General features: G+C 63.0%; 14 protein-coding genes and 2 rRNA genes. 14 read left to right on the top strand and 2 right to left on the bottom strand.

Annotated elements, in window-relative coordinates; translation table 11 throughout:
• Positions 1 to 28 precede the first annotated feature (28 nt).
• From argB to B384_RS0112250, 8 genes are all read left to right on the top strand, one after another.
• Entirely contained in the window at positions 29 to 937 is a 909-nt protein-coding gene (argB, locus tag B384_RS0112285; RefSeq protein ID WP_019483398.1) for an acetylglutamate kinase, read from the top strand.
• Positions 934 to 2199 carry an acetylornithine transaminase gene (locus B384_RS0112280; RefSeq protein WP_019483397.1) on the top strand — a complete coding sequence of 422 codons (1266 nt, stop codon included), beginning with the start codon at positions 934 to 936 and terminating at the stop codon, positions 2197 to 2199. The genes argB and B384_RS0112280 overlap by 4 nt, the downstream gene beginning before the upstream one ends.
• On the top strand, positions 2196 to 3161 hold the full coding sequence (gene argF / locus B384_RS0112275) for an ornithine carbamoyltransferase (RefSeq protein WP_019483396.1): 966 nt from the start codon (positions 2196 to 2198) through the stop codon (positions 3159 to 3161). The genes B384_RS0112280 and argF overlap by 4 nt, the downstream gene beginning before the upstream one ends.
• Positions 3158 to 3682, top strand: a complete 525-nt coding sequence (locus tag B384_RS0112270) for an arginine repressor (protein WP_019483395.1) — start codon at positions 3158 to 3160, stop codon at positions 3680 to 3682. The genes argF and B384_RS0112270 overlap by 4 nt, the downstream gene beginning before the upstream one ends.
• Positions 3683 to 3737: 55 nt before the next feature.
• Positions 3738 to 4940 carry an argininosuccinate synthase gene (locus tag B384_RS0112265; RefSeq protein WP_019483394.1) on the top strand — a complete coding sequence of 401 codons (1203 nt, stop codon included), beginning with the start codon at positions 3738 to 3740 and terminating at the stop codon, positions 4938 to 4940.
• 2 nt (positions 4941 to 4942) lie between these two features.
• Entirely contained in the window at positions 4943 to 6379 is a 1437-nt protein-coding gene (argH, locus tag B384_RS0112260; protein WP_019483393.1) for an argininosuccinate lyase, read from the top strand.
• A 53-nt stretch (positions 6380 to 6432) separates the two neighbouring features.
• A complete protein-coding gene (locus B384_RS0112255; RefSeq protein ID WP_019483392.1) occupies positions 6433 to 7194 on the top strand; it encodes a maleylpyruvate isomerase family mycothiol-dependent enzyme in 762 nt (253 codons plus the stop codon).
• A gap of 61 nt (positions 7195 to 7255) precedes the next feature.
• Complete coding sequence (locus tag B384_RS0112250) at positions 7256 to 8131, top strand: SRPBCC domain-containing protein (RefSeq protein WP_019483391.1); 876 nt, start codon at positions 7256 to 7258, stop codon at positions 8129 to 8131.
• On the opposite strand, the gene B384_RS0112245 is transcribed toward B384_RS0112250, so the two are convergent.
• On the bottom strand, positions 8104 to 8649 hold the full coding sequence (locus tag B384_RS0112245) for a methylated-DNA--[protein]-cysteine S-methyltransferase (protein WP_019483390.1): 546 nt from the start codon (positions 8647 to 8649) through the stop codon (positions 8104 to 8106). The two genes, B384_RS0112250 and B384_RS0112245, sit on opposite strands and share 28 nt — an antisense overlap.
• Positions 8646 to 10229: an AlkA N-terminal domain-containing protein gene (locus B384_RS18810; protein ID WP_050994979.1), complete on the bottom strand. Its 1584-nt coding sequence runs from the start codon at positions 10227 to 10229 to the stop codon at positions 8646 to 8648. The genes B384_RS0112245 and B384_RS18810 overlap by 4 nt, the downstream gene beginning before the upstream one ends.
• Before the next feature lie 94 nt (positions 10230 to 10323).
• Between B384_RS18810 and B384_RS0112235 the strand changes: the two genes are divergently transcribed.
• From B384_RS0112235 to B384_RS0112210, 6 genes are all read left to right on the top strand, one after another.
• Positions 10324 to 10959: a DNA-3-methyladenine glycosylase gene (locus tag B384_RS0112235; RefSeq protein ID WP_026041157.1), complete on the top strand. Its 636-nt coding sequence runs from the start codon at positions 10324 to 10326 to the stop codon at positions 10957 to 10959.
• Positions 10956 to 11507 carry an adenine phosphoribosyltransferase gene (locus B384_RS0112230; RefSeq protein WP_237715310.1) on the top strand — a complete coding sequence of 184 codons (552 nt, stop codon included), beginning with the start codon at positions 10956 to 10958 and terminating at the stop codon, positions 11505 to 11507. Before B384_RS0112235 ends, B384_RS0112230 begins: the two co-directional genes overlap by 4 nt.
• A 76-nt stretch (positions 11508 to 11583) precedes the next feature.
• Positions 11584 to 13836, top strand: a complete 2253-nt coding sequence (locus B384_RS0112225) for a HelD family protein (RefSeq protein ID WP_019483386.1) — start codon at positions 11584 to 11586, stop codon at positions 13834 to 13836.
• Positions 13837 to 13849: 13 nt separating this feature from the next.
• Positions 13850 to 15190, top strand: coding sequence for a tyrosine--tRNA ligase (gene tyrS / locus B384_RS0112220; protein ID WP_019483385.1), 1341 nt, complete (start codon positions 13850 to 13852; stop codon positions 15188 to 15190).
• A gap of 481 nt (positions 15191 to 15671) precedes the next feature.
• A 16S ribosomal RNA gene (locus B384_RS0112215) occupies positions 15672 to 17198 on the top strand.
• A gap of 531 nt (positions 17199 to 17729) precedes the next feature.
• Positions 17730 to 20894 (top strand): 23S ribosomal RNA (locus B384_RS0112210).
• Together the 16S and 23S rRNA genes form the textbook arrangement of a ribosomal RNA operon.
• Positions 20895 to 21046: the final 152 nt, after the last annotated feature.

Here is a 21046-nt window from a genome sequence, read left to right as displayed (position 1 = left end):
CCGCGGCAGCTTAGAACAGAAGGACACCATGAATTCAGTCATTGCCGCACAAGACAAGGCAGAGACCCTCATCGAAGCGCTGCCGTGGATCCAACGGTTTGCCGGCACCACGATGGTGATCAAGTACGGTGGCAACGCCATGGTCAACGAGGACCTGCGCCGCGCCTTCGCCGAGGACATCGTCTTCCTCCACCACGTCGGAATCCGCCCGGTCGTTGTCCATGGCGGCGGACCGCAGATCAGCTCCATGCTGCAACGGCTCGGCATGGAGTCCGAATTCAAGGGCGGCCTGCGGGTCACCACCCCCGCCACCATGGACGTGGTCCGGATGGTGCTCGCCGGTCAGGTGGGCCGCGAGCTGGTCGGTCTCATCAACTCCCACGGCCCCTACGCCGTCGGACTCTCCGGTGAGGACGGCGGCCTCCTGCAAGCCACCCGCACCGGAACCGTCGTCGACGGCGTCGAGGTGGACCTCGGCCTGGTCGGCGAGGTGGTCGGCGTGAACCCGGCCGCCATCCTCGACATCCTTGAGGCCGGCCGGATCCCCGTGATTTCAACGGTCGCCCCGGAGATTGACGACGACGGCGAAGGCACCAACCAGGTCCTCAACGTCAACGCCGATACCGCCGCGGCGGCCCTGGCCCAGGCCCTGAACGCCTCCAAACTGGTGATCCTCACGGACGTCGAGGGGCTGTACGTCAACTGGCCCGACAGGTCCTCGCTGATCTCTTCCCTCACCGCCGGCCAGCTGCGCGCCATGCTGCCGCAGTTGGAGTCGGGCATGATTCCGAAAATGACCGCGTGCCTCGCCGCCATCGACGGCGGAGTGGAGCGCGCGCACATCGTCGACGGCAGGCTGGCCCACTCCATGCTGCTGGAAACCTTCACCACCGCCGGAATCGGTACCCAGGTGGTACCGGACGAGGACGGATCATGACTGATCTCAACCACACGGAACAGCTCGCCGAAGTGCTCGACCAGCAGGCCTCGGGTGCTGACTGGCTGGCGCGTTACAGCTCCTCGCTGCTCGGCGTCTTCGGCACCCCGCAGCGGGTCCTGGTCCGCGGCAACGGTTGCACCGTCTGGGATGCCGACGGCAACCAGTACCTCGACCTGCTGGGCGGTATCGCCGTCAACGCTCTGGGCCACGCCCACCCGTTCGTCACCTCGGTGATCTCCAGCCAGCTCGCCACCCTGGGTCATGTGTCGAATTTCTTCACCAGCCCCACCCAGATTGCCCTGGCCGAAAAACTGCTGCAGCTCTCGGCGGCGCCCGCCGGTTCGAAGGCTTTTTTCACCAACTCAGGCACCGAGGCGGTGGAGGCAGCCTTCAAGCTGGCGCGCCGCAACAGCACCCCAGCGGCGGACGGCAAACCCGCACGCACCCGGATCCTGGCCCTGGACGGCGCCTTCCACGGCCGCACCATGGGGGCGCTCGCGCTGACCGCGAAGCAGGCCTACCGTGAGCCGTTCGAACCGCTCCCCGGCGGCGTCGAACATCTGCCGTTCGGCAGCATCGAGGCGCTGGTGAACGCGGTCGACGAGACCGTTGCAGCGGTCATCCTCGAACCCATCCAGGGGGAGGCTGGCGTCCGTCCGCTCCCTCCCGGGTATCTGCAGGCCGCCCGTGAGGTCACCACCCGAGCTGGCGCGCTGCTGATCCTCGACGAGGTCCAGACCGGGATCGGCCGCACCGGGTCCTGGTTTGCCCATCAGCCCAGCGGCATCGTGCCGGATGCCATGACGCTTGCCAAGGGACTCGGCGGCGGGTTCCCTATTGGTGCGCTGATCACGTTCGGCGCTGCGGTGTCATCCCTGTTCGCCCCCGGCCAGCATGGCACCACCTTCGGGGGGAATCCCGTCGCGACGGCCGCAGCGTTGGCTACCCTGCACACCATCGAGGCCACCGACCTCCTCGGCCACGCGCACGACGTCGGAGCCTGGCTCCGCGCCGAGCTTGCCACTGTCGAGCTGGTCACCGAGGTCCGCGGTGAAGGGCTGCTGATCGGATTCGACCTGACCGGTGACTACGCCGCTGCGGCCGTGACCGAAGCACTACTCCAGGGCTTCATCATCAACGCTCCCACCCCGCACACGCTGCGCCTGGCACCACCGCTGATCCTCACCACAGAGCAGGCTGCCACCTTCACCGCCGCGCTGCCCGGCATCCTGAATATCGCAAAGGAACGTACCCCATGACCCGCCACTTCCTGGTCGACACCGACCTGACCCAGGCCGAGCAGACCGAAGTCCTCGACCTTGCCGCCGAGCTCAAGCGTGCCCCGTATTCGCGCAGCACCTACGCCGGCCTGGACCCGGCCGGAGCAGCCACCGCGGGACGTCAAACCGTCGCGGTCATCTTCGACAAGACGTCCACCCGCACCCGCGTCTCCTTTGCCACCGGCATCGCCGACCTCGGCGGGGTCCCACTGATCATCGGGGCGGGGGAGTCGCAGCTGGGCCACAAGGAATCCATTACCGATACCGCCAAGGTGCTCGAACGGATGGTTTCCACCATCGTCTGGCGCACCTACGCGCAGGCCGGGCTGGAAGAGATGGCCGCGGCGTCGAAGGTCCCGGTGATCAACGCGCTGTCCGATGACTACCACCCGTGCCAGCTTCTCGCTGACCTGTTGACCATCCGCGAACACAAGGGCACCCTGGCGGGGCTCAGCCTCGCGTACCTGGGCGATGCTGCCAATAACATGGCCAACTCCTACCTGCTCGCGGGGGTCACCGCTGGCATGCACGTCCGGATCGCCGGCCCCGAGGGGCACCTTCCCCAGCAGTCGGTGATCGATCAGGCCACTGCCCGGGCTGCCGAGACGGGTGGGTCGGTGCTGGTCACCACCGACCCTGCCACCGCGCTTGCCGACGCCGACGTCGTCGCCACCGACACCTGGATCTCCATGGGCCAGGAACCGGACAGCGCGGGAGCCAAGGACGCAACCTTTGAGCTGTTCAGCAGCTACGGGGTGGACGCGGCCGCGATGGCGCACGCCGCCCCCGACGCCGTCGTCCTCCACTGCCTGCCCGCGTACCGTGGTTACGAGATTGCCGCCGATGTCATCGACGGCCCCCAATCGGTGGTCTGGGACGAGGCCGAAAACCGGCTGCACGCCCAGAAAGCCCTGATGGTCTGGCTGATGGACCGACGATGACCTCCCTCCAGCCCACCACCAAGACCGCCCGCCAGGCGAGGATCAGGGCGATTCTCACCGGGCAGTCGGTCCGGTCCCAGGCAGAACTGGCTGCTCTCCTGGCCGACGACGGCGTCCTGGTCACCCAGGCGACCCTCTCCCGCGACCTGGTGGAGCTCGGTGCGGTGCGGGTCCGTGCCGGCGAGGGTACTCTCGTTTACGCGGTGCCCGCCGAAGGCGGCGGGCGGACGCCGCAGAGCGGGGTCACCCAGGAAATCCTCGATTCCCGGCTGTCCCGGCTGTGCTCGGAGTTACTCGTCACTGCTGAGGCGTCGGGAAACCTGGTCGTCTTGCGGACCCCGCCGGGGGCCGCGAACTTCCTGGCCCTGGCAATCGACCACTCGGTGATGCCCTCGGTCCTGGGGAGCATCGCCGGCGACGACACGATTATGCTGGTGACCCGCGACCCGGCGGGCGGGCCGGACGTGGCGGAACGCTTCCGCCAGTTTGCGCAGGACCCCATGAGCAAACCCCTGTCCTGACCATTTCTTGCCTCTTTCAGACAAAACCAACCTCAACACCCTAGGAGCACAACCCATGACTGAACGCATTGTCCTCGCCTACTCCGGCGGACTCGACACCTCAGTAGCCATCGGCTGGATCGCCGAAGCGACCGGCGCCGAGGTCATCGCCGTCGCCGTCGACGTTGGACAGGGCGGTGAATCCCTGGAGGAGATCCGCCAGCGTGCCCTCGACTGCGGCGCCGTCGAAGCCTACGTGGCTGACGCCCGCGACGAGTTCGCCAACGACTACTGCATGCCAGCACTGAAGGCCAACGCCCTGTACATGGACGCCTACCCACTGGTCTCGGCGGTCTCCCGCCCGGTTATCGTCAAGCACCTGGTGGCGGCCGCCCGTGAATTCGGCGCCACCACGGTGGCCCACGGCTGCACCGGCAAGGGCAACGACCAGGTGCGTTTCGAGGTGGGCATCCAGACCCTCGGCCCGGACCTGCGCTGCATCGCCCCCGTGCGTGACCTGGCCCTGACCCGGGACAAGGCCATCACCTTCGCGGAGGAGCACAACCTGCCCATCCAGACCACCAAGAAGAACCCGTTCTCGATCGACCAGAACGTCTGGGGTCGCGCCGTCGAGACCGGTTTCCTCGAGGACATCTGGAACGGCCCGTCGAAGGACGTCTACGAGTACACCGATTCGCCCGAGTTTTCCCCGGCCGCCGACGAGGTGACCATCACCTTCCGTGAGGGCATCCCCGTCGCCATCGACGGCGTTGCAGTCACCCCCCTGCAGGCCATCGAACAGCTGAACCGCCGTGCCGGCGCCCAGGGCGTGGGCCGGATCGACATCGTGGAGGACCGCCTGGTCGGCATCAAGAGCCGCGAAATCTATGAGGCGCCCGGCGCCATGGCCCTGATCGCCGCGCACCGCGAGCTGGAAAACGTCACGGTGGAACGCGAGCAGGCCCGGTTCAAGAAGACCGTCGGCCAGCGCTGGACCGAGCTGGTCTACGACGGCCAGTGGTTCTCCCCGCTGAAGCGCTCCCTTGACACGTTCATCGACGACACCCAGAAATACGTTTCCGGGGACATCCGGATGGACCTCCACGGCGGCCGCGCCACGGTCACCGGCCGCAAGTCCGAGACCTCGCTGTACGACTTCAACCTGGCCACCTATGACACCGGCGACACCTTCGACCAGTCAATGGCCCGCGGCTTCATCGAGATCTTCGGTCTGTCCTCCAAGGTGGCCTCCGGCCGCGACGAGCGGGCGGGTCAGTAGCGATGGCGGGAGCCTCCACCAACGAGGGAGCCCTCTGGGGCGGCCGGTTCGACGGCGGACCCGCCGACGCGCTGGCCGCCCTGAGCAAGTCGACCCACTTCGACTGGCGCCTGGCCGTGTATGACATTGCCGGGTCCCGGGCGCACGCCCGGGTCCTGCACCGGGCGGGCCTGCTCGACGACGACGAACTCACCGGCATGCTCGCCGCCCTCGACGCCCTCGACGACGACGTCCGCTCCGGCGCGTACACGCCCGCCGCATCGGACGAGGACGTGCACGGGTCGCTGGAACGTGGCCTGATCGAACGTGCCGGCGTCCAGCTGGGCGGCAAGCTCCGCGCTGGCCGCTCCCGCAATGACCAGGTCGCCACCCTGGGGCGCATGTATCTGCGGGACCACGCCCGGATCGTCGGGGCCGGGGTGCTGGCCACCATTGAGGCGCTGGTACAACAGGCCGAGGACCATCTGAGGGTTCCGATGCCGGGCCGCACCCACCTGCAGCATGCCCAGCCCGTGCTTTTGAGCCATCACCTGCTCGCCCATGCCTGGGCGCTGCTGCGCGATGTGCAGCGGCTACAGGACTGGGACAAACGGGCGGCCGTGTCGCCCTATGGCTCCGGCGCCCTCGCGGGATCCTCGCTGGGGCTGGACCCGCAGGCTGTCGCGGCGGAGCTGGGTTTCGCCTCGGCGACCCACAACTCGATCGACGGGACGGCGGCGCGGGATGTCTACGCCGAGTTCGCGTGGATCGCCTCAATGATCGGGGTGGACCTGTCCCGGATCAGCGAAGAGGTGATCCTGTGGGCCACGAAGGAGTTCTCCTTCGTCACCCTGCATGACTCCTATTCCACCGGGTCATCGATCATGCCGCAGAAGAAGAACCCCGACGTCGCTGAACTGGCGCGGGGCAAAGCGGGCCGCCTGATCGGCAACCTCACGGGGCTGCTCGCCACCCTCAAAGGGCTGCCGCTGGCCTACAACCGTGACCTCCAGGAGGACAAGGAACCGGTCTTCGACGCGACCGACACGCTGGAAGTGCTGCTCCCAGCAGTCTCCGGCATGATCGCCACGTTGACGTTCAACACCGAACGGATGGCGTCCCTCGCACCCCAGGGTTTCGCGTTGGCGACCGACGTAGCCGAATGGCTGGTCCGGCAGGGGGTCCCCTTCCGGGAAGCCCACGAACTCTCCGGTGCAGCCGTCCGGCTGGCCGAGGGCCGTGGCGTGGAGCTGTGGGACCTCAGTGACGCGGATTATGCGTCCATTTCGCAGCACCTCACCCCGGGTGTCCGCGAGGTCCTCACGGTCGAGGGTTCCCTGAACAGCCGAGACTCCCAGGGTGGCACGGCCCCGGTGGCGGTGCAGCGCCAGCTGCAGGCCCTCCGGCAGGAGCTGGCAGGCGTTGCCAGCTTCCTGACTGACGTGCGGGGTACGCTCTAAGACAGGATCTAGTGCAGCCGCCCGTTGACCGGGCCAGACGATAAGGACCCACAGTGATTGAGCATCTCATCCGCGAAGTATCAGCCGGGCTCGCCGTTGCCGGTGAGGACCTGAAGGCCACAGTGAAGGGGATCGACGACAGTTCGTTCGGCGAACCTACCGCGTTGCCCGGCTGGTCGCGGGCCCACGTGGTCGCGCACGCGGAGGGAATCTCGCGCGCCATGCAGCGGCAGGTCGAGCATGCGACGCAGGGCAACCTGATCGAGCTGTACGACGGCGGGTACGAGGGCCGGGTCCAGGCCATCGAGGCCAGGGCCCAGCGCCCGGCCGCCGAGCAGAAGGAAGCACTGGTGGCGGCGGTTGACGCCGCCGTCGGCGCGTTCGAGAACGCCCGCGACCAGTGGGAGGCAAAAGTCTCCTTCCGGAATGGGACTGTCTACGACGCGGCCCTGGCGCTGTGGCGGGAGCTGGTGATCCACGCGTCCGACCTCGATGCCGGCACCACCACCCGGGATTGGAGCGACCGCTTCTGCCATTACCTCATCGATTTCCTTGCAGCCCGCGTCCCACAGGGAACTGTCCTGAAGCTGCAGCCGATGGGCGAGGAAGCGATCACAGTCCAGGCGCCCGGTTCCGACGACACCTCGGAGGCCGCCCACACCGTCGTCGTGACCGGCGCATTGCAGGACATCGCCGCGTGGCTTGCGGGTCGCGAACCCGTCGGTGGTCTGGAAGCCACTGATGCGGCCGAAGACGCCGACACAGTTGACCTGCCGGAGCTGGGACCCTGGCCGGCAGCGGTCTCGCCCCAGTAACACCCTTCCGGAACGGTAGGTGCCTGCTGTAGGTTGGGAGCATCCTGTCCCAGGAGGCAGCATGGAATCCCAACTCACCGGCGAGTTGCAGCGCGAATCGGCGTCCCACCGTGCCGAGCCGCTGGGCCGTGTTGAACGGTTGAGGGACGGGTATGTGCTGGCGTTCGACCGGCAGTTCGATTACCCGCGCTCCTACATCTGGAACCTTCTCACCGAACCAGCACGGCTCGCCCAGTGGCTTGGGAAGCTGACACCTGGCTGGGAACTCGGAAAGGAATATGCGCTGGATATGGGCGGCGACCCGTCCACCGGCACTGTTCTTCAACTCAACCCGCCCACCAGCCTCCAGGTCACCTGGGACGACAACATGGGGCTCGAATCAATCCTGGAATGGCGGGTTCTTGACTGCGCCGGCGGTGCCCTGCTGCAGTTGCGGGTCCGATCGGAAACCGCAGATTTCCTCACCGAGGGTGCTGCCGGCTGGCAACTCATCCTGGACACCCTCGACGCCATCGCTGCCGGCAGGACGCCCGGCCCGGATGCGGACTGGGCTGCGTTACGGGACGCGTACGCCACCAAATACCAGCTCTCCCACACGATGGGTGAACTGGAGATCGCCGACGGGGTCACCATGATCCACTTCGATCGACGCTTCGAGGCGACCCTGCCCAGGGTGAAGGACGCGGTGACCGCGGATCCGTCGCAGCAGCCGCGGGTCGAGCAGGCGGAGGTGGACTTCACGGCCGCCGGCTCTTCCACCATTGTCACCGTCAGACATGTGGTGGAAGACCCCACCGAGACCGCAGCACTGATGGCCCGCTGGCATGCCCATCTTGATGCGGTGGGAGTGGATATCGACGGCGATACCCCTCACATCAGCGTCCGTAAACTGCGAGTGCTTGAGGACTTCTACCGGGCCAACACCGCCGCTGAGTGAGCCGCCTCGCGAGCCAACAGGCTGGTCTTGACCGCCAACCCCCACCGGAAGCCGCCGAGGGAGCCATCGGTGCGGATCACCCGATGACACGGTACAAAGAGCGCCGCAGCGTTCTTGGCGCAGGCGCCGGCTGCCGCGCGCACCGCGCCGGCATTGCCCGCCAGCGTGGCGTACTGCGCGTAGGTGACCGGCCGGCCCGGCTCAACAGTGCGCAACATGTCCCACGCATGGCTGCGGAACGGTCCCGACACCTGTTGCACTCTCACCGAGTCGATCGCCGTAATGTCGCCGTCGTAGTACGCGTCGACTGCCGCAGCGATGGGCCCAAGCTCGGCGGGAGCCACCTCACGTGGTGGGTCGGTGGGACGGAGTGTCGGATGGATTTGCCCGGTCAGTTCCGCCAACTCCGAGGTCCAGCCAGACGCGAGCACAACGCCGCCCTGCTCCAGGATGGTGAACGGACCGTCAGGGGTGAGGACTGTGGTTTGCCGGACCACGGTGGGGGCATCGAGGGTCATGGGGTTGCTGCTTTCACTGGTGGGGTTGCGGGGGTTGCGGGGTTGCGGGTCGCAGGGTGGCTGGGGGTGCGGGTCGCAGGGTGGCTGGCAGCCAGGCGCCAGAGGTGCATGGTGGCGTAGGAGCGCCAGGGGCTGAAGCGTTCCATGGACGCCGAAAGCTGCCGCGGGTGGACCGGTCCGGTCTGTCCCGGGAGGGCGGCCCAACCGGTCCGCAGGGCTGCGTCATTGTCCAGCTGGATATCGGGGGCACCGAGCACGCGCAGCGCCACATAGCCGACGGTCCAGGGCCCAATGCCCGGAAGTGGGAGGAGTTTGCGTTTCAGGTCCGCGACACTGTCCTCCACCCCAAGGTGCAGACTCCCCTCGGCGAGGGCTGCGCTGACCCGCAGAATACTTTCACGACGTCGAGCCGGGCCGGTGAGGAGCTCAGCGCCGCCGTCGGCTAGTTGAGCCGGAGTGGGAAAGAGCCGGTGGAGCGTGCTGGCGCCCGGTTGGGGGACCAGCGTCGACGCGGTACCGAGCGCCGCGAGCCGGTGCAGCGTGCCCCGGGCGGCTTTGACAGAGATTTGCTGACCGATGAGCGCGCGGATCAGAATCTCGTGGGGGTCGGTGGCCCCGGGCAGCCGGATCCCGGGAAGGAGGCGCACCCGGTCGGCGAGCAGCGGGTCGGCGCCCAGGACGCCGTCGACGGCTTGCGGGTCGGCGTCGAGGTCGAATAGCCGGCGAATCCGGGACAACAACACCGGCAGGTCGGGCAACTTCTCCACGGTCACTGTCACAGCCAGCGCAGGCACGCCACTGGGCGCCGTGGTCAGGCGTGCGCTGAACCTGCCCTGTCCTCCCGGCAGCTGCAGCAACCGCTCGTACACCCCATCGGTTGCGTGCTCCACGCCGTCGACCGCTCGGAGCCGCAGGAACTCGAAGATGCCGGGGTCGTAGGGGGCGCGGAGGGGGAGGGTCAGCGCCAGGGTTGAACCAGCCGGGGTGGTACCAGCCGGGCGGCCGGGGGTGTTGTCGCCGGCGGCTTTCGCGCGGCCGCGAAGATCGGAGGGGGTGAGCGCAAACACTTCCTGCACGGTGTCATTGAAGGACCTGATACTGCTGAACCCGGCGGCGAAGGCAATGTCCGAAAACTTCAAGCCGGTAGCCGTGAGCAGTGACCGTGCGGTCTGGGCGCGGGTGGCACGGGCGAGGGCGAGTGGGCCGGCGCCCAACTCCTGATGCAGGATCCGGTTCAACTGACGGCTTGAATAACCCAGCCGCGCTGCCAGTCCCGTGACGCCGGTCCGGTCCACCTCTCCATCGGAGATCAGCCGCATGGCGCGGGCCGCAGCATCGGAGCGCAGGTTCCAGTCCGGGGTGCCCGGGACCGCCTCTGGGAGACACCGTTTGCAGGCACGGTACCCGGCCTGGTGCGCGGCCGCCGAGGTCTGGTAGAACCGCACATTGGCGGGCTTGGGGGTTCTCGCTGGGCATGACGGCCGGCAGTAAATTCTCGTTGTCGCCACAGCTGTGACGAACTGGCCGTCAAAACGCGCGTCCCGCGAGTCGATTGCCCGATACTGCTGCCAGAAGTCCATCCACCCATCGTTGCAGGTTGAACCGCCCCTGAGCTAGCGGAAATCGGACATCAGCGTGGGTGGGGTGGCTGCAGGGTTTGCTACCGTCGTGTGCGTGACTGCGACCCCCGACAGAAACCGCCTGGCCCTGCCCGCCACCCAGGTTGCGCCCCTGCTGCTGGGGAGCACCCTGACCCACGACGACGACACCGGCCGCGTTGCCGTCCGCATTACCGAGGTGGAGGCCTATCTTGGTGCCGACGACCCGGGATCGCACGCGTTCCGCGGACAGACGGCCCGGAACACCACCATGTTCGGTAACCCCGGCCACCTCTATGTCTACTTCACCTACGGTATGCACTACTGCGCCAATGTGGTCTGCGGCGAGGCAGGTCAGGCAACCGGGTTGCTGCTGCGGGCAGGGGAAATCGTCGAGGGGCTCGATGTTGCCCGGGAACGGCGGAAGTCTCCACGACACGACGTCGACCTGGCCCGCGGACCAGCCCGCCTGGCTCAGGCGCTTGGTCTGAACCGGAAACTTGACGGCGCCGACCTGTTTGCGGCGCCCCTCACCCTGGCCCTGCCTGCGGCACCGGTGGACCCGGACCTCGTGTCGAGTGGCCCCCGCGTCGGAGTCGCCGGCGTGGGCGGGGGCAGTGAATATCCCTGGCGGTACTGGCTCACCGACGACCCCACCGTGTCGCGGTACCGCGCGGCGAAGCCCCGTATACCCCGTACAGTTAACGGGTGAATAATTCAGTGCCCACAATCTCCGGGACGACAGCTCAGGACTATGTTGAACAACTCTGCCTGACCGTTCAGGACTTTCCCCGGCCGGGAATCAGCTTCCGCGATCTCACCCCGGTGTTTAGCGATGGACCCGCATTCCGTGCCGTCATCGATGACCTGGTCAAACCCTTCACCGGCACCTTCGACCTCGTCGCAGGGATTGAGGCACGCGGATTCCTGCTGGCCGCCGCCGTCGCCTACGCGACCGGCACCGGAGTGCTGGCGGTCCGCAAACCCGGAAAGCTGCCCCGGCCGGTCCTCTCCGAGTCCTACAGCCTCGAGTATGGGGAGGCAAAGCTGGAGATCCATCAGGACGACGTCGCCCCGGGGACGCGGGTGCTGGTGCTCGACGACGTGCTGGCCACCGGGGGCACCCTGGCCGCGGCGACCGCCCTGTTCGAATCGTGCGGAGCCGAGGTTGTCGGTTGCGCGGTGGTCCTGGAACTCACCGGGTTGCAGGGACGGCTGAAAGTCCAGCAGTACCCAGTGCACAGGGTGGTGGCCTCATAGGATTCACCGATCATGCCAAAAGTGCCAGCTGCACTGTAGAATTGACGGTCTGCCTTTGGCGAGAGGGAAACGCATAATGCATCACACATCCACGGCCCGTAACGAACTCGACCATGAGCGCGGCTACGTGGCGGGACTCTACCAACGGCTCGATGAACTCCGTGACGAGAAGCGCGGGCAGCTGGCAGAGGTGCGCCGTTCCCTGTCGGCCGGCTCCCACCAGAACCGGTCCGAACGCGACGCTTTCGCCACGATGTACGAGGATCGGCTGGCCCAGCTCAACGCCGTCGACGACCGGCTCGTCTTTGGCCGGCTGGACCTTGACGACGGGGATGAGCGGTACATCGGCAGGATCGGGTTGTCCACCGAGGACCTGCAACAGCTGATGGTCGACTGGCGTGCACCCGAAGCCGGTACCTTCTACCAGGCGACCGCTTTCGAGCGGATGGGCGTTCGTCGTCGTCGTCACCTGATTCTGTCCCGACGGAACGTCCTTGCCATTGAAGATGATGTGCTGGATGCAGCCCTCCTGACCGAAGATGATTCACTCCAGGGTGAGGGTGCGCTGCTCGCCGCCCTCAATTCCAAGCGCACCGGACAAATGTCCGACATCGTCGGAACCATCCAGGCCGAACAGGACCGGGTGATTCGGGCGCCGCTGCAGGGCGTCGTCGTCGTACAGGGTGGCCCGGGAACCGGCAAGACAGCTGTTGCGCTCCACCGCGCCGCCTACCTGCTCTACACGCACCGTGAACGGCTGAAGTCGGCTGGCGTCCTCCTGGTGGGACCCACCAACGCGTTCATGAAATACATTGAGCGGGTGCTCCCGTCGCTGGGTGAAACCGGCGTGGTGATGGCGAGCATCGGCAGCCTGATGCCCGGCATCACTGCCATTCAGGAGCCCACCGAGGAAGCAGCAGAGATCAAGGGCCGTCTGGAGATGATCGAGGTGCTGAAGCGAGCCCTGGCGAACCGCCAACGGGTCCCCGACCAGGACAAGCGTCTCAATGTCGAGGGAACCATCCTGACCCTTCCCCCCCGGCAGGTGCGCAAGGCACGCGACCGCGCCCGGGCCACCGGGAAACCCCATAACGAAGCCCGGGTGACGTTCGTCAAGATCCTCCTGCGCGAGCTGACCGAACAACTCACCGAGCAGCTTGAGGAATCGTCGGGCGCCGGCAATACCGCTGACCGGTCCTACCTGGCAGAAGACGTGCGCAGTTCGCGCGACGTCCGGATCGCGTTGAACCTGGCCTGGATGCCGCTGACCCCAGAGAAATTCGTCGCTGAACTATTGACCAAGCCCGGCATCCTTGCCGCTGCAGCCCCTAGCTTCAGCGACGCGGAGGTGGGCCACCTCACCCGACCAGCAGGTGCACCGTGGACCGAAGCCGACGTGGCGTTGCTGGACGAGGCAGCCGAACTGCTCGGCGACCTCGATCCCTCAGCGGGTCGGGACACAGCGGCCCGGGACCAGGAGCGTCGCCGCGACCTGGCAAACGCCGAACGAACCCTCGAGAATGTCAACGAGTCGCTCGCGGATTCAGGGGTCGATGGTGTGCTCAGCGCTGAAGACCTTGCGGACCACAATGCAGTCACCGAAGCCCGGCTGAGCGCAGCTGAACGCGCCTCAGTCGACCGGACATGGGCGTTTGGCCACATTGTGGTCGACGAGGCCCAGGAACTATCCCCCATGCAGTGGCGGGTGCTGATGCGCCGCTGCCCCCTGAAATCGTTCACCATTGTGGGTGATATTGCCCAGACCAGTTCGGCCGCGGGCTCCAATTCATGGCAGCAGGCGCTTGAACCGTTCGTGGGGGAGCGGTGGCAGCTCGAAGAGCTCACCGTCAACTACCGCACACCGGCGCAGATTGCCGAGGCGGCGGCCCGGATGGCCAATGCCGCGGGCCTGGTGGTCTCGGCACCCAAGGCTGTCCGAGAAGGCCGGTGGGCCCCGATCGTGGACCGGGTTCCTGAACTGATTCCGGCGCTCCTGCAGGCTCTTCCCGAAGAACTCAGTGCGGTGGAGGGCGGGTTGCTCGCCATCATTGCCCCCGAGCGGCTCCTGGCGGAGGTGCGGTCCGCTCTGACCGGAGTCTACGGTCAGCGGATCGGCTTCGGTGCGGGCAGCATGGGTCAGGACATTGTGGTCACGAGTCCCCGGGAGGCGAAGGGGCTGGAGTTCGACGGCGTCGTGGTGCTGGAACCAGCGGAAATGCTCGACCCACGGTCCATCCGTGTCGGCGACCTGTACGTGTCGATGACGCGACCTACCCAGCGACTGCGCCTGATTGCCACGGGCGAAATACCGGCGGGCATCGAGGACTGATAATTTAGAGTCTGTGTCCCAGCAAATAGAAACCACAGACCACGGCCTCGCCGAACTCCTGAACGCCCAGCGCAACGACCCAGCTTTCGCCAATGTGTGGCAGGAACTGAAGTGGCGTGGACTGATTCATGTGTCCACCGACGAGGAAGCGCTCGAAAAAGCCCTTGCGGGGGACCCGGTGACTTTCTACTGTGGTTTCGACCCGACTGCACCGAGCCTGCACCTCGGACACCTGGTGCAGCTCCTCACCATGCGCCGGCTACAGCTCGCCGGCCATCGTGCGCTCGGCCTGGTTGGGGGGTCCACCGGTTTGATCGGTGACCCGCGACCCACCTCCGAACGGACACTCAACACTCCTGAAACGGTGGCGGAGTGGGTCGAGAAGCTGCGGGGACAGGTCGAGAAATACCTCGATTTCACCGGGTCCAATCCTGCCCGGATGGTCAACAACCTCGACTGGACGGCACCCCTGAGTGCTATTGATTTCCTGCGTGAAATCGGGAAGCACTACCGGGTGGGCACCATGCTCGCCAAGGACGCCGTCAGTGCGCGGCTGAATTCCGACGCCGGGATCAGCTACACCGAGTTCAGCTACCAGATTCTGCAGGGCCTGGATTTCCTGGAGCTCTACCGCAGCTACGGTTGCACCCTGCAGACGGGCGGCTCAGACCAGTGGGGCAACCTGACCAGCGGCACGGACCTGATCAGGCGTGCCGAGGGGAAGAGCGTCCACGCTATCGGGACGCCGCTGATTACCAACTCGGATGGCACCAAGTTCGGCAAGAGCGAGGGCAACGCCATCTGGATCGATGCCCAGCTGACCAGCCCGTACGCCTTTTACCAGTTCTGGCTCAACACCGCCGACGCTGATGTGGTGGGAAGGCTGAAGGTGTTCACGTTCAAATCCCGTGAGGAAATCGAAGCGTTGGGCCGCGCTGCCGACGAACGGCCGCACTTGCGGGAGGCGCAACGCGCGCTTGCCTTCGAGGTGAACTCGTTGGTGCATGGCGTGGACGCAACAGAGAAGGTCATTGCCGCGTCCGCAGCGCTTTTCGGTCAGGGTGAACTGTCGGAACTCGACGAGACCACCCTGTCGTCTGCAATTGCCGAGTTACCCACTGCCACTGTGTCGACTGCTGGTCTGGGGATTATTGATCTGTTGGTGGCCAGCGGGCTGTCGGCAAGTAACTCAGCCGCACGACGCACCGTCTCGGAAGGGGGTGCCTACGTGAACAACACCAAAGTCCAGGATCCTGACACTGTTGTGGGCCCCGAGTCGCTCCTGCATGGGCGGTACCTGGTCCTTCGCCGGGGCAAACGGACGCTCGCTACTGTGGACGTCGCACCCGCCTAAACCACCTGGTTCAGGCGTGCAGCAGGACGATTTGCGTGCACCCAGATCCACGTGTAATGTTTCATGAGTTGCCGCCACTGAGTGGCAACCACCCCCTTCGAAAATTTACAGGTAGCTCCGGCGTGTGCTTTGCACAGAAGCCAGAATTACCTCAACTTTTCGTCGGCTCATTCGGTTGTTTTTGCCGAAATCCGGAAATAACGCGGATTTGACAAAGAGAATGCGGATGGAATAACTTTAGATAAGTCGCAGCGAGGAAATGTAAATAGAAAGATTATTTACAGATAATACGAATTGCGCCTGTTATTTGAGAACTCAATAGTGTGCCATGTTTGTTGATACCGATTGTTTTATTGATTGGTTGAATTTGGCTGCATGATGCTACCTCGGTGGTGTTGTGTGGTTGTTTTTGGCTGGTTTCGAATTTTGCGCGTGCCTGTTTACTGGTTTTTCCTGGTGGTGGGTGCGTGTCTGTAATGCATTTACGGAGAGTTTGATCCTGGCTCAGGATGAACGCTGGCGGCGTGCTTAACACATGCAAGTCGAACGATGATCCCAGCTTGCTGGGGGATTAGTGGCGAACGGGTGAGTAACACGTGAGTAACCTGCCCTTGACTCTGGGATAAGCCTGGGAAACCGGGTCTAATACTGGATATGACCTTCTGGCGCATGCCATGTTGGTGGAAAGCTTTATTGCGGTTTTGGATGGACTCGCGGCCTATCAGCTTGTTGGTGGGGTAATGGCCTACCAAGGCGACGACGGGTAGCCGGCCTGAGAGGGTGGACGGCCACACTGGGACTGAGACACGGCCCAGACTCCTACGGGAGGCAGCAGTGGGGAATATTGCACAATGGGCGCAAGCCTGATGCAGCGACGCCGCGTGGGGGATGAAGGCCTTCGGGTTGTAAACCTCTTTCAGTAGGGAAGAAGCGAAAGTGACGGTACCTGCAGAAGAAGCGCCGGCTAACTACGTGCCAGCAGCCGCGGTAATACGTAGGGCGCAAGCGTTATCCGGAATTATTGGGCGTAAAGAGCTCGTAGGCGGTTTGTCGCGTCTGCCGTGAAAGTCCGGGGCTTAACTCCGGATCTGCGGTGGGTACGGGCAGACTAGAGTGATGTAGGGGAGACTGGAATTCCTGGTGTAGCGGTGAAATGCGCAGATATCAGGAGGAACACCGATGGCGAAGGCAGGTCTCTGGGCATTAACTGACGCTGAGGAGCGAAAGCATGGGGAGCGAACAGGATTAGATACCCTGGTAGTCCATGCCGTAAACGTTGGGCACTAGGTGTGGGGGACATTCCACGTTTTCCGCGCCGTAGCTAACGCATTAAGTGCCCCGCCTGGGGAGTACGGCCGCAAGGCTAAAACTCAAAGGAATTGACGGGGGCCCGCACAAGCGGCGGAGCATGCGGATTAATTCGATGCAACGCGAAGAACCTTACCAAGGCTTGACATGAACTGGAACAGCGCAGAGATGTGTTGGCCGCTTGCGGCCGGTTTACAGGTGGTGCATGGTTGTCGTCAGCTCGTGTCGTGAGATGTTGGGTTAAGTCCCGCAACGAGCGCAACCCTCGTTCTATGTTGCCAGCGCGTTATGGCGGGGACTCATAGGAGACTGCCGGGGTCAACTCGGAGGAAGGTGGGGACGACGTCAAATCATCATGCCCCTTATGTCTTGGGCTTCACGCATGCTACAATGGCCGGTACAAAGGGTTGCGATACTGTGAGGTGGAGCTAATCCCAAAAAGCCGGTCTCAGTTCGGATTGAGGTCTGCAACTCGACCTCATGAAGTCGGAGTCGCTAGTAATCGCAGATCAGCAACGCTGCGGTGAATACGTTCCCGGGCCTTGTACACACCGCCCGTCAAGTCACGAAAGTTGGTAACACCCGAAGCCGGTGGCCTAACCCCCTTGTGGGGAGGGAGCTGTCGAAGGTGGGACCGGCGATTGGGACTAAGTCGTAACAAGGTAGCCGTACCGGAAGGTGCGGCTGGATCACCTCCTTTCTAAGGAGCACCTCGAATGACGCGCCGATCCTGTGTGGTTGGTGTGGGGTTCGTAGGAGTATGGCCTATTGCGCGGGCGTTTGTTCCGCGGTGGGCTGCTCAAGGGTGGAATATCAATGGATAGGTGCCTGGTGGCGCTGGCTGGTTGCAGAGTACGATCGCCTTTTGGTGGTGTGGAAATGGTTCTGGTTGGTGGTGATTGGGTTATCGTATGGCACACTGTTGGGTCCTGAAATAACAGGGCTCTGATTGTCGTGGACAAGTGTTCTGCTGGTTTGGTGCGTCGTTGTGGCGTGTCGGGTTGGTGGGGTGTTGTTTGTGGGGGTTGGGGTGCTGGGGTTTCTGGTTTTTCCCTGCCATGGCAGCGGGATCCTCGTGTTTGGGGGTTTTGGTTGGTGGTGTGGGGTTGTTGGTTGAGAACTGCATAGTGGACGAGAGCATCTTAAAAATAAGAAGCAATTTCAAAAAATCTTGGTTTCAGACTTTTAGTTTGATGCCATGGTTTTCTCGATATGTTTTTTGATCTTTTGTGGTCAAGTTTTTAAGGGCACACGGTGGATGCCTTGGCATCAAGAGCCGAAGAAGGACGTGGGAATCTGCGATAAGCCTGGGGGAGTCGATAACCGGACTGTGAGCCCAGGATTTCCGAATGGGGAAACCCCGCCTGGCCAGCGATGGACCGGGTGACCCGCATCTGAACACATAGGGTGCGTGGAGGGAACGTGGGGAAGTGAAACATCTCAGTACCCACAGGAAGAGAAAACAATAGTGATTCCGTTAGTAGTGGCGAGCGAACGCGGATGAGGCTAAACCAGTGGTGTGTGATAGCCGGCGGGCGTTGCATCACTGGGGTTGCGGGACTTTCCGTTCTGATTCTGCCGGATCAGTGAAATGAGTGCAGGCGTATAGGTGAACGGTCTTGAAAGGCCGGCCGGAGAGGGTGTAAGTCCCGTAACCGTAATGCGTGCTGCCGTTTGGAGAGTATCCCAAGTAGTACGGGGCCCGAGAAATCCCGTGCGAATCTGCCAGGACCACCTGGTAAGCCTAAATACTCCTTGATGACCGATAGCGGACAAGTACCGTGAGGGAAAGGTGAAAAGTACCCCGGGAGGGGAGTGAAACAGTACCTGAAACCGTGTGCCTACAATCCGTCAGAGCGTTGCCATCCTTTCGGGGGTGGTGGTGTGATGGCGTGCCTTTTGAAGAATGAGCCTGCGAGTTAGTGTTACGTCGCGAGGTTAACCCGTGTGGGGAAGCCGTAGCGAAAGCGAGTCTGAATAGGGCGAGTGAGTGGCGTGATCTAGACCCGAAGCGAAGTGATCTACCCATGGCCAGGTTGAAGCGACGGTAAGACGTCGTGGAGGACCGAACCCACTTCAGTTGAAAATGGAGGGGATGAGCTGTGGGTAGGGGTGAAAGGCCAATCAAACTTCGTGATAGCTGGTTCTCCCCGAAATGCATTTAGGTGCAGCGTTGCGTGTTTCTTACCGGAGGTAGAGCTACTGGATGGCTAATGGGCCCTACAAGGTTACTGACGTCAGCCAAACTCCGAATGCCGGTAAGTGAGAGCGCAGCAGTGAGACTGTGGGGGATAAGCTTCATAGTCGAGAGGGAAACAGCCCAGACCACCAACTAAGGCCCCTAAGCGTGTGCTAAGTGGGAAAGGATGTGGAGTTGCGAAGACAACCAGGAGGTTGGCTTAGAAGCAGCCATCCTTGAAAGAGTGCGTAATAGCTCACTGGTCAAGTGATTCCGCGCCGACAATGTAGCGGGGCTCAAGTACACCGCCGAAGTTGTGGATTTCAGATATTAGCTAAGCCGGAGACTTGTTCTCCTGAGTTCAGGCGTCTGGAGTGGTAGGGGAGCGTCGTGTGGGCGGTGAAGTCGCGGTGTAAACCAGCGGTGGAGCCTACACGAGTGAGAATGCAGGCATGAGTAGCGAAAGACGGGTGAGAAACCCGTCCGCCGAATGATCAAGGGTTCCAGGGTCAAGCTAATCTGCCCTGGGTAAGTCGGGACCTAAGGCGAGGCCGACAGGCGTAGTCGATGGACAACGGGTTGATATTCCCGTACCGGCGAAAAACCGCCCATACTGAGCAGGGGATACTAACCGCCCAATACCTGACTGCCCACCCTTCGGGGTGACGTGGTTTTTGGTGGAGCGCGGGACCTGATCCTGGGAGGTAAGCGTATTAACAGGTGTGACGCAGGAAGGTAGCCGGGCCGGGCGATGGTTGCCCCGGTCTAAGGATGTAGGAGGGACCATAGGCAAATCCGTGGTCCTGGTTTGGATACCGTCTCTGAGACCCGATGGGCCCCGTTATGCGGGGATCCGGTGATCCTATGCTGCCTAGAAAAGCATCGGCGCGAGGTTTTAGCCGCCCGTACCCCAAACCGACACAGGTGATCAGGTAGAGAATACTAAGGCGATCGAGAGAATTATGGTTAAGGAACTCGGCAAAATGCCCCCGTAACTTCGGGAGAAGGGGGGCCTCACCCGTGACCAACACTTGCTGTTGTGAGCGTTGTGGGGCCGCAGAGACCAGGGGGAAGCGACTGTTTACTAAAAACACAGGTCCGTGCGAAGTCGCAAGACGATGTATACGGACTGACTCCTGCCCGGTGCTGGAAGGTTAAGAGGACCGGTTAGTGCCCTTCGGGGTGCGAAGCTGGGAATTTAAGCCCCAGTAAACGGCGGTGGTAACTATAACCATCCTAAGGTAGCGAAATTCCTTGTCGGGTAAGTTCCGACCTGCACGAATGGAGTAACGACTTCCCCGCTGTCTCAACCATAAGCTCGGCGAAATTGCACTACGAGTAAAGATGCTCGTTACGCGCAGCAGGACGGAAAGACCCCGAGACCTTCACTATAGTTTGGTATTGGTGTTCGGTGTGGCTTGTGTAGGATAGGTGGGAGACTGTGAACCCTGGACGCTAGTTCAGGGGGAGTCATCGTTGAAATACCACTCTGGTCATACTGGATATCTAACTTCGGCCCGTAATCCGGGTCAGGGACAGTGCCTGATGGGTAGTTTAACTGGGGCGGTTGCCTCCTAAAAAGTAACGGAGGCGCCCAAAGGTTCCCTCAGCCTGGTTGGCAATCAGGTGTCGAGTGTAAGTGCACAAGGGAGCTTGACTGTGAGAGAGACATCTCAAGCAGGGACGAAAGTCGGGACTAGTGATCCGGCGGTACATTGTGGAATGGCCGTCGCTCAACGGATAAAAGGTACCTCGGGGATAACAGGCTGATCTTGCCCAAGAGTCCATATCGACGGCATGGTTTGGCACCTCGATGTCGGCTCGTCGCATCCTGGGGCTGGAGTAGGTCCCAAGGGTTGGGCTGTTCGCCCATTAAAGCGGTACGCGAGCTGGGTTTAGAACGTCGTGAGACAGTTCGGTCCCTATCCGCTGCGCGCGCAGGAAATTTGAGAAGGGCTGTCCTTAGTACGAGAGGACCGGGACGGACGAACCTCTGGTGTGTCAGTTGTACTGCCAAGTGCACCGCTGATTAGCTACGTTCGGATGGGATAACCGCTGAAAGCATCTAAGCGGGAAGCCTGCTTCGAGATGAGATTTCCATACACATTTGTGTGAGAGGCCCCCAGCCAGACCACTGGGTTGATAGGCCGGACGTGGAAGCAAGGACTAACGACTTGTGAAGCTGACCGGTACTAATAAGCCGATAACTTACACCACACACACCACCCGTGAACGGCATCAAAAGACGTTCACACCAAGGATGGTGTAAAGATATGCTGCTTTCGTCCACTATGCGGTTCCCAACCAACAACAGGAACCAAAAAACACAACACAATACAGGTATATACTGTTCAAGTTGTAACCAAAAA

The sequence above is a fragment of the Arthrobacter sp. TB 23 genome, from assembly GCF_000294595.1.
GTDB lineage: Bacteria > Actinomycetota > Actinomycetes > Actinomycetales > Micrococcaceae > Arthrobacter_D.
The sequence above is the reverse complement of the archived record's forward strand: the minus strand, read 5'-3'. Positions and strand labels throughout refer to the sequence as shown.

Coding starts and splice junctions, on each gene's coding strand:
- argB (WP_019483398.1), top strand. CDS start 29: ATGAATTCAGTCATTGCCGCACAAGACAAGGCAGAGACCCTCATCGAA.
- B384_RS18810 (WP_050994979.1), bottom strand. CDS start 10,229: ATGGACTTCTGGCAGCAGTATCGGGCAATCGACTCGCGGGACGCGCGT.
- B384_RS0112250 (WP_019483391.1), top strand. CDS start 7,256: ATGGAATCCCAACTCACCGGCGAGTTGCAGCGCGAATCGGCGTCCCAC.
- B384_RS0112225 (WP_019483386.1), top strand. CDS start 11,584: ATGCATCACACATCCACGGCCCGTAACGAACTCGACCATGAGCGCGGC.
- B384_RS0112245 (WP_019483390.1), bottom strand. CDS start 8,649: ATGACCCTCGATGCCCCCACCGTGGTCCGGCAAACCACAGTCCTCACC.
- argH (WP_019483393.1), top strand. CDS start 4,943: ATGGCGGGAGCCTCCACCAACGAGGGAGCCCTCTGGGGCGGCCGGTTC.
- B384_RS0112270 (WP_019483395.1), top strand. CDS start 3,158: ATGACCTCCCTCCAGCCCACCACCAAGACCGCCCGCCAGGCGAGGATC.
- argF (WP_019483396.1), top strand. CDS start 2,196: ATGACCCGCCACTTCCTGGTCGACACCGACCTGACCCAGGCCGAGCAG.
- B384_RS0112280 (WP_019483397.1), top strand. CDS start 934: ATGACTGATCTCAACCACACGGAACAGCTCGCCGAAGTGCTCGACCAG.
- B384_RS0112265 (WP_019483394.1), top strand. CDS start 3,738: ATGACTGAACGCATTGTCCTCGCCTACTCCGGCGGACTCGACACCTCA.